This window comes from Streptomyces toxytricini (assembly GCF_014649915.1).
Classification (GTDB): domain Bacteria; phylum Actinomycetota; class Actinomycetes; order Streptomycetales; family Streptomycetaceae; genus Streptomyces; species Streptomyces toxytricini.
Map to the genome: position 1 here is coordinate 1 of NZ_BMTY01000006.1, position 12,699 is coordinate 12,699.

Here is a 12,699-nt window from a genome sequence, read left to right on the forward strand (position 1 = left end):
AGCGACGCGACCGAAAGGGAGCGCCCTTGAGGGACCGGCCCGCCCCGGACACCATCAACTGCCGGGGACACCCCCAGTCGCATCACCGACCCCGACCGGCCGGCTCCCGCCTACCGCACTTCGCCGTCGTGCTTCCGACCCCGACCGGCCGGCTCCCGCCTACCGCACTTCGCCGTCGTGCTTCCGACCCCGACCGGCCGGCTCCCGCCTACCGCACTTCGCCGTCGTGCTTCCGACCCCGACCGACCGGCTCCCGCCTACCGCACTTCGCCGTCGTGCTTCCGACGCCGGCCGGTCGGCTTCCGCCTACCGCACTTCGCCGTCGTGCTTCCGACGCCGGCCGACCGGCTTCCGCCTACCGCACTCCGCCGTCGCACTCCCGACCCCGACCGGCCGACTCCCGCTCTGCTCCCGCCGGCGCCCCACCGCCGCGAGCCGTCCGCTCCCGTTTCCCCTGGCCTACCCCTGCCGCGACAGTGCCTCGCGGACCGCTTCCTCCGAGCGGGCCACCAGTGCCGTGCCGTCGTCTGCCGTGATGATGGGGCGCTGGATCAGCTTCGGGTGGGTGGCCAGGTGGGTGATCCAGCGGGCGCGGGCTTCGTCCGTGGCCTCGCGGGGGAGGTCCCGTACGCCGGTTTCCCTTGCCAGGGGGTCCGCGGTGCGGGTGATGTCCCAGGGCTCCAGGCCGAGGCGGGTCAGGACCTCGCGGATCTCGGTTTCGGACGGGACGTCCTCCAGGTAGCGGCGGACGGTGTAGTCGGCGCCCTCCGCGTCCAGCACGGTGAGGGCGCTGCGGCACTTCGAGCACGCGGGATTGATCCAGATCTCCATGGCCCCAGGGTAGTCAGGGGTGTTGTGGCCAGGGGTTCTGTCAGTGCCCGCCGGTAAAATTCAGGGAGTAGGACAGGACGCCAACTACCGTTTGGGAGGCTGTAGATGGCCACTGCCAGGACCCCGATGCCCGTCAAGAAGAAGCCCCTTCCCGCGGGTCTGCCCCGGGAGTGGTACGAGAGCCACAACCGCCGGCTGAAGGCGATGCGGCTGGCGATATCCCTGCTCGACTCCGGGACGTACGACGCGCGGCGCGCCACCAACCGCAAGATCCGCACGATGGCGGTCCGGACGGGGATCCACCGGCCGTCGAACACCACCTGCAAGCTGGTGCGCGCGTTCATCGTGAGCAACGCGGGCTGACGCGTCCGGCGTCCGCGACCCGGTCGGCCGTCCGGCCGGGGCGCGGGTCAGTCGTCCGCGGCGCACAGGGCCAGCAGGGCGACGTCGTCGCGGGGGCCGCCCCGGGTGAAGTCGACCAGGTCGTGCCAGAGGGCCTCGACGAGGCCGGCCGGGTCGCGGACCCGGCCGGGGGAGGCGACGACGGGGATGCGGGTGGCGAGGGGGTAGAAGGAGCCGCCCGCGTCGCGGGCCTCGGTGACGCCGTCGGTGTAGGCGAGGAGCCGGTCGCCCGGCAGGAGCGGGACGTCCGCGACGGCCGGGGCGGCCGCCGAGGTGAGGCCGAGGCCCAGCGGCGGGCCCGGGTCGACGTCCAGTTCGGCGATCCGGATCCCCCGCAGCAGCAGGGCCGGGGGATGGCCGCAGGAGACGACGCGTACGAGGTCCAGGCCCGGCGGGAACTCCAGGAGCAGCGCGGTGGCGAACAGCTCGGGCTGCCCCGCCGGGGCGTCGGCCGTGCCGGCGGCGTCCGCGAGGAGCCGGCGGTCCAGCCGGGCGGCCATCGCGGCGAGCCCGGCGTCGTCGAGGACGCCCTCGCGGAAGGCGCCGAGCAGTGCGGCGACCGTGCCGACGGCGGCCAGGCCGTGGCCCTGCACGTCGCCGACGAGGGCGCGCACCCCGTACGGCCCGGCCCGTACGTCGTACAGGTCGCCGCCGACGAGCGTGCCGCGCTGCGCGGCCCGGTACAGGCCGGCGCAGCGCACGGGACCCACCCGCTGCGGCACCGGCGGCAGGACGGCCATCTGGGCGGCCTCGGCGACGGTGCGGACGTTCACGAGCTGGGTGTCGCGTCTTCGGCGCACCCAGGCGATGACCACGCTGAGCAGGCCGATCGCGGCCACGGTCGCCAGGTCGGAGCCGCGGGGGTGGGTGCCCGAGACGGAGGGCACGGCGAGCGCCGCGAGCGCGACGGCGGCGCATACCGCGGTGCCGGCCGGGCCGTACGCGAAGGCGGCCACGGGGGGCAGCCCGGCGAGGAAGAAGCCGAGCTCTGCGGCGGGGGTGAGCCGCTGGGCGAGCACGAGCACGACCAGGGCGACGGCGGGGGCGATGCGGGCCCAGCGCGGCGGCGGTGCCCCGCGCAGCCAGCCCGGCTCCTGGCGTCGGCGTCTCACCCCTCCACCCTGGTACGGGCGCGGGAGCCGCGCACCCGGACGGTGCGCCGGGTGGCGGTGCGGGTGCGCGGTCGGTCAGCGGCCCAGGGCGCTGCGCAGGGTGATCCCGTAATGGGTGCGCAGGCGGCGTACCTCCCAGATTGACAGGGCGGTCACGGAAAGGGGGCCGCCGAGGAGGAAGGTGTAGAGCACCTCCGGCGGTGCGGCTACGTCGGGGCCGTTGAAGAGCTGGAAGGCGAAGAGGGACCACACCAGCAGGGGCGAGAGCAGCGCGGGGAGCAGCTGGTGGACGTCCGAGGCGCGGAAGCAGGAGCTCACGCAGACGTAGGCCGTGACGATCGTGTACGGGACGGACACGATCAGCACGGCGACGGCGAGCAGGCAGCCGACGACGAGGGTGAGGAAGCTGAGGACGGAGCAGAGGATGCCGCGGCCCAGGAGCGAGGAGTAGAAGTCCACCAGCTCCACTTCGCCGACGAGGTCGCCCTTGACGGTGGAGAGGGACAGCCAGAAGAGGGCGGGGCCCAGGGCGAGTGCCAGCACGCACACGAGCGGCCCCGAAAGCCGCCGGGCGAAGGCGCGGCGGCGCTCCGGTGTGCCCGCCGCGAGGAAGGCGGCGATGCCGAGGACGCTGCCGGCCAGCAGGACGGCGCAGGCCATGCCGAGTTCGGCGATCTTGCCGAGGACGAACTCCTCCCGGCCCGAGCTGAGCGGGTAGGCCAGGACGAGCCACACGGCGCCGCCCAGGCCGAGGAGGGTCCGCCCGATCTGCATCCTGCCTATGAGCGGGTCGACCGGACGTTCGTCCGCGTCCGGTGCGTGGCTGCCCGTGCAGGCGCGGAAGAACGCGTCGGCCGCGGCGAACGGCCCGGTTGCCTCGCGGTCCGCCTGCGGTCTGGCTGTGCTCACTCGCTGTCCCCCGGTTGTGCGCGCGGCAGGCTCCCCGCCCGCCCTTGTTTTCGTCCGCTTGACGATATCAGGCGTCCGCGATTATCGTCATGATGACGAAATCGAGGGGGTTCCCATGGCCGACATCACCCGGCGCCTCGGCTGGCGCCATCTGCGTTCCGCGCCCACCGCCCACATCCGCCACCACCGGCGCGGCCGGCTCGTCCACGACGGCCGGGGGCTCAGCTTCTGGTACCGCTCACTGTCGGCCGCCCTGTCCGAAGTGCCCGTCGACGACCGCGAGCTGGCCATGGCCTTCCACGCCCGTACGGCCGACTTCCAGGACGTCACCGTGCAGGCCACCGTCACCTACCGGATCAGCGACCCGGCCGCGGCGGCCGACCGCCTCGACTTCTCCGTGGACCCGGACACCGGAAGCTGGCGCGGTGCACCCCTCGAGCAGATCTCCACCCTCCTCACCGAGACCGCGCAGCAGCACGCCCTCGACGTGCTGGCCCGGACCCCGCTCGCCGCCGCACTGGTCGACGGCGTCGCGTCCGTACGCCGGAGCGTCGCCGCCGGCCTCGCCGCCGAGCCCCGGCTCCCGGACACCGGCATCGAGGTGGTGGCCGTGCGCGTCGTGGCGCTCCGGCCCGAGGCCGAAGTGGAGCGCGCCCTGCGCACACCGGCCCGCGAGCAGATCCAGCAGGAGGCGGACCGCGCCACCTACGAGCGGCGGGCCGTCGCCGTCGAGCGCGAGCGGGCCATCGCCGAGAACGAGCTGGCCAGCCAGATCGAACTGGCCCGCCGCGAGGAGCAGCTCGTCGAGCAGCGCGGCGTGAATTCCCGCCGCGAGGCCGAGGAGAAGGCTGCGGCCGACGGCGTGCGGACCGAGGCCGAGGCGGCCCGCAAGGTCGCCCTGGCCCGCGCCGACGCCGAGGCGGCGCGCGCGACGGGCGCGGCCCGCGCCGAGGCGCAGGCCGCCTGGCTGCGCGTGCACGGCGAGACCGGCGCGGACACGCTGTACGCCCTGGCGGCGACCCGGCTGGCGGAGAACCTGCCCCGGGTCGACAGCATCACCCTCACCCCGGACGTCCTCACCGGCCTCCTCGGCCGGCTCGGGCGCCCGCAGCCCGGGGCGGACGCGTGAGCCTGGCGCCCCGGGCGGTGCTCGTGCACCGCAGGACCGAGTACGAGGAACTCGTCGACCGGCACGGGACGCACGGGCAGGCCGCGTTCTTCCTCTCCAGCCGCGGCCGCTCCCTCGACGAGGTCGTCGAACGCCACCACCGGACCCGGCAGGCGCTGCGCGAGGTGGAGGCGGCGGTACCGCTCACCTGGCGCAGCTCCCGGGTCGAACGGGCGGACCTGGACCGCTTCCTGTTCGCCCCGGAGGACGTGGTGGTCGTCGTCGGGCAGGACGGGCTCGTCGCCAACGCCGCCAAGTACCTGTCCGGGCAGCCCGTGATCGGCATCGACACCGACCCGGGACGCAATCCCGGAGTCCTGGTCCGCCACCGCAGCACCGACACCGCCGCCCTGCTGCGCGCCGCGACAGCCGGCGGCCGGACGGACGACCTGACCATGGTGGAGGCCGTCGCCGACGACACCCAGCGCCTCCTCGCGCTGAACGAGGTCTACCTGGGCCCGCCCGGCCACCAGACGGCCCGCTACCGCCTCGGCCCCGACGGCGACACGGGCCCCGGCGAGGCCCAGGCCTCCTCGGGCGTCCTCGTCGGCACCGGCACCGGCGCCACCGGCTGGCTGCGCTCCCTGTGGCTGGAGCGCGGCAGCGCCCTGCCGCTGCCCGCGCCGTGCGACCGCCGGCTCCTGTGGTTCGTACGCGAGGCGTGGCCCTCGCCCGCCACCGGGACGACCCGGGTCTCCGGCCACCTGGAGGACCGGCAGGGGCTGAGGGTGACCGTGGAGTCGGACCGGATCGTGGTCTTCGGCGACGGCATGGAGGCCGACGCCCTCCAGCTGACCTGGGGCCAGAGCGTACGGCTGGGCATCGCGGAGACGTCGCTGCGGCTGCTGGCGTGAGCATCGGCGGGCCCGAGGCCGCGCACCCCCGGCGGTGCGCCGGGTGGCCGGGCGGGGCGCAGGCGCCGACAGTGGTGCCGTGACGCAACCGGAGCCGCGGCGGCCGGCCCCGCAGGGCGGGCCGCAGCCCGACGGGGCGATGAGCACCCGCATGAACTGGCTGCGGGCCGGGGTGCTCGGGGCCAACGACGGGATCATCTCCACGGCCGGCCTGGTCGTGGGCGTGGCCGGGGCCACCACGTCGCGGGCGGCGATCCTCGCGGCAGGTGTGGCCGGGCTGCTGGCGGGGGCGCTGTCCATGGCCGCGGGGGAGTACGTCTCGGTGAGCTCCCAGCGGGACTCCGAGCGGGCCGCGCTCGACCGGGAGCGCCGGGAACTGGTGGAGGAGCCGGAGGCGGAGCTGGAGGAGCTGACGGACCTGCTGGCGGCGCGCGGGCTGAGCCGGGACCTGGCGCGGGAGGCGGCGGTGCAGCTGACCGAGCGGGACGCGCTGCGCGCCCATGCCGGGGTGGAGTTCGGCATCGACCCGGAGGCGCTGGCCAACCCGTGGCACGCGGCGCTGGCCAGTCTGGCCGCGTTCACGGTGGGGGCGCTGCTGCCGCTGCTGGCGATCGTCCTGCCGGGCCCGTCGGAGCGGGTCCCGGTCACGGCGGGGTCCGTGGCGGCGGCGCTGGTGCTGTGCGGGGTGGTCAGCGCCCGGCTGGGCGGGGCGCCGGCCCGGCGGGCCGTGCTGCGGAACGTGGCGGGCGGTGCGCTGGCGATGGGGGTCACGTACGCGGTGGGGACCTGGCTGGGGACGGCGGCCGGGGCCTGACCCGGCCCGGCGGACACGCTCGGGCGGGCGGTTCCGCCGCCGAGGGGCGTTGCGCGGCTGCATCATGGGGCGCATGCGCATCGCGGTCACCGGTTCCACCGGGCTCATCGGCAGTGCCCTCGTACGGTCCCTGCGGGCGGACGGGCACGACGTCGTCCGCTTCGTCCGGCGGGCGCCCGCCGCGCCGGACGAGGCGCGGTGGGACCCGGGGGCCGGGCGGGTCGACCCGGCGGGGCTCGCCGGGTGCGGGGCCGTGGTCCACCTGGCGGGCGCCGGCATCGGCGACCACCGGTGGACGGCCGCGTACAAGAAGGAGATCCGGGACAGCCGGGTGCGGGGCACCGACGCCCTGGCGCGGGCCGTCGCCGCGATGGACGAGCCGCCCGCGGTGTTCGTCAGCGGCTCGGCCGTCGGCTACTACGGGGACGCCGGCGACCGCGTCGTCGACGAGACCGCCCCCGCGGGGAGCGGGTTCCTGCCGGAGGTGTGCCGGGCGTGGGAGGCAGCGGCCGACCCCGTCCGCGAGGCGGGCGTGCGGACCGTGTTCGCGCGGACCGGACTCGTGGTGTCCGGACGCGGGGGAGCATGGGGGCGGATGTTCCCGCTGTTCCGGGCCGGGCTCGGCGGGCGGCTCGGCAGCGGGCGCCAGTTCTGGCCGTTCATCTCGCTGCACGACGAAGTCGCGGCGCTGCGGCACCTCGTCGACACCCCGGAGCTCTCCGGTCCGGTCAACCTGGCCGCGCCCGAGCCCGTGACCAACCGGGAGGTGACCGCCGCAATGGGCCGGGTCCTGCACCGGCCGACCCTGCTGGCGGTGCCCGCCCCGGCGCTGCGCCTGGTCCTCGGCGAACTCGCGCAGGACGTGCTGGGCAGCCAGCGGGCCCGCCCCCACCGGCTGCTGCGCTCGGGCTTCGCCTTCCGGCACCCGGGCATCGAGGACGCCCTGCGCGCGGCACTCGCCGAGCCGGCGGCCCCCTGACCTCCCCGCACCGCGGCCCGGCACGTGCCCGGCGCGGCGCGCCCGGCCCACGGCTCCCGCGGCAGCGCACGAGAGGGCGCCGTGCGACCGTTTGTGACCCGGATGCGACCGCCATGCGACCGGATCCGACCGGAATACCGCACCGAACTCGGGTTCCCCTTGAGTCGGTTGGGGGAAGGAGGTTCCCCACACAGCCGCGCCGACCTCGGGGAGGGGCACGTGCTCAGCAGCTCGCACCGCGCCGCACAGCATGCGGACGTCGTCATCGTAGGAGCCGGGGTCTCAGGACTCGCGGCGGCACAGCACCTGATCGCGGCGGGGGTCACCGTCACCGTCCTGGAGGCCGCGGAGGACACCGGCGGCCGCATGGCCACCGAGCACGCGGACGGGTTCCGGCTCGACCGGGTCGGCCAGTTGCTCAACACCTCGTACACGGAACTCGACCGGACGCCCGGCCTCACCGCCCTCGTCCTGCGGCCCTTCGCGCCCGGCGTCCTCGTCCACGCCGAAGGCCGGCAGCTGCGCGCCGGGGCCCTCACCCCCGCCCGCGCACTCGCCAGCGGCTCCTTCGACCAGGCCCGGCTCAGCGCCTACCTGGGGCGGCTTGCCGCCCTGCCCGCCGACCGGGTCCTGGCCCGGCCCGAGCGCACCGCCGCACAGGCCCTGCGCACCCGCGGCATGGGCAGCACCCTGCGGCCGCTGCTCTCCGCCCTGCTGCGCGACCCGGACCTCACCACCTCCAGCCGGGTCGCCGACCTGGCCCTGCGCACCTTCGCCCGGGGGCGGCTCGCCGTGCCCGAGGGCGGGGCCGCAGCCCTGCCCCGGCTGCTCGCCGCCGGACTGCCGCCGGGCACCGTCCGCACCGGCGTCCGGGTCCGGTCGGTGGCGACCAACCTCGTCACCACCGAGGAGCACGGCGACTTCGCCTGCCGCTCCCTCGTCCTCGCCACCGGCGCGCGGGCCGCCGCCGGGCTCCTGCCGGGGCTGCGGGTGCCCGCCTTCCACGAGGTCACCGTCATCCACCACGCCACCGCCGCCCCGCTGCCCTGGGACGGCTCGCTCCTCCTCGACGGCGACCCCCGATGGCCCGTCGCCCACACCGCCGTCATGAGCGCGGTCGACCCGACGCGGGCCCCCGCCGGCCGCAGCCTCGTCACCACCACCGTGCTCGGCCCGCCGCCGCCCGTGCGCACCGTCGCCTCCCGGCTGGCCCGCCTGTACGACACGGCCACCCGGGACTGGGAGCTCCTCGCCGTCCACCACGCCCCCGAGGCCGTCCCCGCGATGCCGCCCCCGTACGACCCGCGGCGCCCGGTGCGGGTCCTCGCAGGGCTGTACGTGTGCGGCGACCACCGCGACGCGAACACCGTCCAGGGCGCCCTGCACTCGGCCCGCCGCGCCGCCGGCGCCGTCCTGCGCGACTTCGGCATCCGGCTTCCCGCCGGCGCCGGGGACGCCCTGCCGGCGGTGGCCTGAGAACCACAGAGACCGCCGCAGAGAACCACAGAGAACCGGTGCCCGGCCCCCCGACGGGGTGGCCGGGCCCTGCTTCGTGCGGGTCTGCTACGACAGGGCCGCGACCCGGTCCCGGTACGTCCGCACCGCCGAGGCGTCCCGGTAGGGCTCCAGCCGGCGCTCGAAGTCCCGTACGTACTCCACCGCTCGCACCGAGCGCATCTCCATCGCCTGCTGCGCCGCCTCCGCGCCGAGCGAGCACGCCTGGTCCAGCTCGCCCAGCCCCAGGCGGGCCGTCGCCAGCACCACCTTGCAGAAGAGGCGCGAGCGGGCGTACGCCGGCGCGCGCAGCTGCAGCGAGCGCTCCGCGTGCTGGGCCGCGGCCCGGTACTGCTGGAGGTCCCGGTGGCAGTGCCCGAACTCGTCCGCGAGCGTCGCCTCGTCGAAGGACTTCGCCCAGTGCGGCACGTCGTCGCCGGGGCGCGCCGCGCCCAGGCAGCGCTCGGCCCGCACCAGGGACGCCGTCGCGGCCCGGACCTCGCCCAGCACCGCGTGGCCCCGGGCCTCCGCGGCGTGCAGCAGCGCCTGGACCAGCGGCGGGGGCCCCGAGCCGACGCCCTGCTGGGCGACCCGGGCCAGCTGCACCGCCTCCCGGCCGTGCCCCAGGTAGACGGCCTGCCGGCTCATCGTGACCAGCACGTACGCCCCGTACGGCCGGTCCGCGGCCGCCTGCGCGAGCCGCAGCGCCTGCACGAAGTACCGCTGCGCCAGCCCGTGCGCGGCGATGTCGTACGAGGTCCAGCCGGCCAGCCGGGTCAGGTCCGCCGCCGCCGCGAACAGCCGGCGGCCGGTCGTCTCCCCGTACGTGCCGCGGAGCATCGGCTCCGCCTCGTGCTCCAGGTAGCGCACCAGCGCCTGGCGGGCGTGACCGCCGCCGTACGCCTGGTCCAGGGTCCGGAACAGCTCGCCGACCGACCGCAGCGCCGCGATGTCCCCGCCGGTGACGCGCTGGCCGGGCCCGCGGTCGATCTGGCGCTGGCGGGGGACGCTGCCGCGGCCCTGGAGCGGCACACGGGCGGCGGCGGCCGGGTCGGCGCCACGGCCGACCCGCTCGTCGGGTCTGCCGATCAGCCAGTCGCGGCTGGGCACGACCAGCCCCGCCGGGGTGAAGGCGATCTTCCGCAGCTCGGCATGGGAGCCCGAGTCCTTGCGCCACAGCCCGCTGGCGATGTCCACGGCCTCCTCCGGCGTGGCCGCGAACTCCAGGCCGGCGTAGACGGGGGCGCAGGCGTCCAGGCCCAGGTCCTGTGCGGAGAGCCGGCGCCCCAGACGCCGGGTGAAGACCTCGGCGATGAGCGCAGGGGTCGTCCCGCGGGGCTGCTGCCCGCGCAGCCACCGGGTCACGGAGGTCTTGTCGTACCGGAGGTCCAGGCCGTGCTCCAGGCCCAGCTGGTCGACGCGGCGGGCCAGACCGGCGTTGGAGAAACCGGCTTCCGCGATCAGCGCCGCGAGCTGGCGGTTGGGGACGTGCTGCGCGGGTCGTTCCGTCATCGGCTCCACGGTTTCCTGACGTGCCGGACCGGGGTCCCGGCCCTGTGAACGGCGTGAATGTAGCGGCGAACCGCCGCCGCGCCGCCCTCTCTGCCCCATATTCATCCGATCGTGTGCAGAATCGGCAGGGCTCTTTACGGCCGCGTCGACGCGGGCCGCGTACGCTGCGCCCCATGACCCCCAGGCCCACCAGGACGGAGCCCTCCGCCGCCACCCCCGCGCCGCTCCCCGCGCCCGAGATCACCGAGGCCGAGTGCCGCCGGTGCGGCACGTACATCGCGGGGCTCGACGGGCGGTACGCGTGCGGGGTCTGCGGCTGGGTCAACGACCACTCCGAGGGCCACCGGCGGCTGCCGCGCGCCGATGAGGACCCCGACCGGCCGCCCGCGGGCCGCAGGCCGCCCCGGCTGCTGCCCGGCCCGCCGCCGGAGGGCGGCGCCGGCTGAGCGGACGGGTCCGCCGCCGACCCCCCGAGGGGTCCCCGAGGGGGCGCCGTACCCTTGGCTCGTGCGATACGTGCACACAGCAGTTTCAACGAGGAGGCGCTGCCGTGGCTGAGCTGGAATTCGTCCACCTGGGCTTCGGGCCGGACTACGTCGAGTACACCGAGGCGTGGGACGAGCAGCGCCGGGTCCACGCGGCGCGCTTCGCGGACGAGATCGGCGACACCTGCCTGCTGCTGGAGCACCGGCCCGTGTACACGGCCGGGCGGCGCACCGCCGACAGCGAGCGCCCCCTGGACGGCACCCCCGTCGTGGACGTCGACCGCGGCGGCAAGATCACCTGGCACGGCCCCGGCCAGCTCGTCGGCTACCCGATCATGAAGCTGCCCCGGCCCGTGGACGTCGTCGCGCACGTCCGCCGCCTGGAGGAGGCGCTGATCCGCACCGCCGCCGACTTCGGCCTGGAGACCACCCGCGTCGAGGGCCGCTCCGGGGTGTGGGTGCTCGGAGACCCCGTCGAGGAGCGCCCCCTGATCGGCGGCCTCTCCCTCGACCTCGACCCCCGGCTCCACGACGACGAGTTCGACCCCCGGCTGAACGGCCCCGAGTACGCCCCCAGCAACGCGGGCCAGCGCCGCGAGGACCGCAAGCTCGCCGCGATCGGCATCCGCGTCGCCAAGGGCGTCACGATGCACGGCTTCTCGCTGAACGTGAATCCGGACAACACCTGGTTCGACCGGATCGTGCCCTGCGGCATCCGCGACGCCGGTGTGACCTCGCTCTCCTACGAACTGGGCCGCGAGGTCACCGTCGCCGACGTGGTGCCGGTGGCGGAGAAGCACCTGCGGGACGTCCTGGAGAACGCCGACCTGCGGCCGCGCGCGGTCGAGGGCGCGGCGGGGGCGTAGCCGGCGGGGAATGGGCCCGCCCCCCAGCGGGTTGGCCGACGTAAGAGCGTACGAAATTACGGGCGTACCCTGGTGGTCGCCGAGGAATCGAAGTCACAGGGAGCCGGTCGTGAGCGCAGTCGCACCCGACGGACGCAAGATGCTGCGCCTGGAGGTCCGCAACAGCCAGACCCCCATCGAGCGCAAGCCCGAGTGGATCAAGACCCGGGCGAAGATGGGTCCCGAGTACACGAAGATGCAGAACCTCGTGAAGGGCGAGGGCCTGCACACCGTGTGCCAAGAGGCCGGCTGCCCGAACATCTACGAGTGCTGGGAGGACCGCGAGGCCACCTTCCTCATCGGCGGCGACCAGTGCACCCGGCGCTGCGACTTCTGCCAGATCGACACCGGCAAGCCCGAGGCCCTCGACCGGGACGAGCCCCGCCGCGTCGGCGAGTCCGTCGTCACCATGGACCTGAACTACGCCACCATCACCGGCGTCGCCCGCGACGACCTGGCCGACGGCGGCGCCTGGCTGTACGCCGAGACCGTGCGCCAGATCCACGAGCAGACGGCGGGACGCGAGGCCGGCCGCACCAAGGTCGAGCTGCTCGCCCCCGACTTCAACGCCGTCCCGGAGCTGCTGGAGGAGGTCTTCGCCTCCCGCCCCGAGGTCTTCGCGCACAACGTCGAGACCGTCCCGCGGATCTTCCGCCGCATCCGGCCCGGCTTCCGCTACGAGCGCTCCCTCGAGGTGATCACCAAGGCGCGCGAGTACGGCCTGGTCACCAAGTCGAACCTGATCCTCGGCATGGGCGAGGAGCGCGAGGAGGTCACGCAGGCGCTGCGCGACCTGCACGAGGCCGGCTGCGAGCTCATCACCATCACCCAGTACCTGCGGCCCTCGCCGCGCCACCACCCCGTGGAGCGCTGGGTGAAGCCGGCCGAGTTCGTCGAGCTGGCGAAGGAGGCCGAGGAGATCGGCTTCTCCGGCGTCATGTCCGGACCGCTCGTCCGGTCGTCGTACCGGGCCGGCCGCCTCTACCAGCAGGCGATGGAGAAGCGCAGCGGAGCCGTAGCGTAGGTCGAGGGTCCGCCCGAGGAACGAGGGCGGGCGCTCGGCCGGAGCGCCGGCGACGCGGAGCTCGACCGAAGGCCGGAGAAGCGCAGCGGAGCCGACGCCCTCGCCTGGGGGCGGTGTGAATCCCCGCACAGATCATTACCGGACGGTAATACGCATGGACGCGGCCCGTAGGCTCTTCGTGGGAAGAGGGCCGACGGGCCGCGTAAATGT

13 protein-coding genes are annotated in these 12,699 nt (G+C 75.4%); 9 read left to right on the top strand and 4 right to left on the bottom strand.

Annotated features, from left to right (window positions below):
* Positions 1-459: 459 nt before the first annotated feature.
* Positions 460-831 (bottom strand): ArsC/Spx/MgsR family protein, encoded by a 372-nt coding sequence (locus IE170_RS08970; RefSeq protein WP_189808790.1) that lies wholly within the window; start codon positions 829-831, stop codon positions 460-462.
* A 105-nt stretch (positions 832-936) separates the two neighbouring features.
* Between IE170_RS08970 and IE170_RS08975 the strand changes: the two genes are divergently transcribed.
* Positions 937-1,194, top strand: coding sequence for a hypothetical protein (locus IE170_RS08975; protein WP_114057297.1), 258 nt, complete (start codon positions 937-939; stop codon positions 1,192-1,194).
* Positions 1,195-1,241: 47 nt separating this feature from the next.
* Here IE170_RS08975 and IE170_RS08980 read toward each other — a convergent pair whose 3' ends face one another.
* Together IE170_RS08980 and IE170_RS08985 are read right to left on the bottom strand one after the other, a co-directional pair.
* Complete coding sequence (locus tag IE170_RS08980) at positions 1,242-2,345, bottom strand: PP2C family protein-serine/threonine phosphatase (protein ID WP_189808791.1); 1,104 nt, start codon at positions 2,343-2,345, stop codon at positions 1,242-1,244.
* A gap of 75 nt (positions 2,346-2,420) precedes the next feature.
* Positions 2,421-3,254, bottom strand: coding sequence for a hypothetical protein (locus IE170_RS08985; protein WP_189808792.1), 834 nt, complete (start codon positions 3,252-3,254; stop codon positions 2,421-2,423).
* A gap of 115 nt (positions 3,255-3,369) precedes the next feature.
* Here IE170_RS08985 and IE170_RS08990 point away from each other — a divergent pair, with 115 nt between their 5' ends.
* From IE170_RS08990 to IE170_RS09010, 5 genes are all read left to right on the top strand, one after another.
* Positions 3,370-4,383, top strand: coding sequence for an SPFH domain-containing protein (locus tag IE170_RS08990; RefSeq protein ID WP_189808793.1), 1,014 nt, complete (start codon positions 3,370-3,372; stop codon positions 4,381-4,383).
* On the top strand, positions 4,380-5,276 hold the full coding sequence (locus IE170_RS08995) for a hypothetical protein (RefSeq protein WP_189808794.1): 897 nt from the start codon (positions 4,380-4,382) through the stop codon (positions 5,274-5,276). Before IE170_RS08990 ends, IE170_RS08995 begins: the two co-directional genes overlap by 4 nt.
* A 139-nt stretch (positions 5,277-5,415) precedes the next feature.
* On the top strand, positions 5,416-6,090 hold the full coding sequence (locus tag IE170_RS09000; RefSeq protein ID WP_189809008.1) for a VIT1/CCC1 transporter family protein: 675 nt from the start codon (positions 5,416-5,418) through the stop codon (positions 6,088-6,090).
* 73 nt (positions 6,091-6,163) lie between these two features.
* Positions 6,164-7,069: a TIGR01777 family oxidoreductase gene (locus tag IE170_RS09005; protein WP_189808795.1), complete on the top strand. Its 906-nt coding sequence runs from the start codon at positions 6,164-6,166 to the stop codon at positions 7,067-7,069.
* 219 nt (positions 7,070-7,288) lie between these two features.
* The gene (locus tag IE170_RS09010; protein WP_229884659.1) at positions 7,289-8,545 is read left to right on the top strand and encodes an NAD(P)/FAD-dependent oxidoreductase; all 1,257 of its coding nucleotides are present in this window, start codon (positions 7,289-7,291) and stop codon (positions 8,543-8,545) included.
* 87 nt (positions 8,546-8,632) lie between these two features.
* On the opposite strand, the gene IE170_RS09015 is transcribed toward IE170_RS09010, so the two are convergent.
* Positions 8,633-10,075, bottom strand: a complete 1,443-nt coding sequence (locus IE170_RS09015) for an NsdA family TPR-like regulatory protein (RefSeq protein WP_189808797.1) — start codon at positions 10,073-10,075, stop codon at positions 8,633-8,635.
* A 173-nt stretch (positions 10,076-10,248) separates the two neighbouring features.
* On the opposite strand from IE170_RS09015, the gene IE170_RS09020 reads away from it, so the two are divergent.
* The 3 genes from IE170_RS09020 to lipA all read left to right on the top strand — a co-directional run bounded on the left by IE170_RS09020 (position 10,249) and on the right by lipA (position 12,489).
* On the top strand, positions 10,249-10,521 hold the full coding sequence (locus IE170_RS09020) for a hypothetical protein (RefSeq protein WP_189808798.1): 273 nt from the start codon (positions 10,249-10,251) through the stop codon (positions 10,519-10,521).
* Positions 10,522-10,625: 104 nt separating this feature from the next.
* Positions 10,626-11,426 carry a lipoyl(octanoyl) transferase LipB gene (lipB, locus tag IE170_RS09025; protein WP_189808799.1) on the top strand — a complete coding sequence of 267 codons (801 nt, stop codon included), beginning with the start codon at positions 10,626-10,628 and terminating at the stop codon, positions 11,424-11,426.
* A gap of 109 nt (positions 11,427-11,535) precedes the next feature.
* Positions 11,536-12,489, top strand: a complete 954-nt coding sequence (lipA, locus tag IE170_RS09030) for a lipoyl synthase (RefSeq protein ID WP_189808800.1) — start codon at positions 11,536-11,538, stop codon at positions 12,487-12,489.
* Positions 12,490-12,699 lie beyond the last annotated feature (210 nt).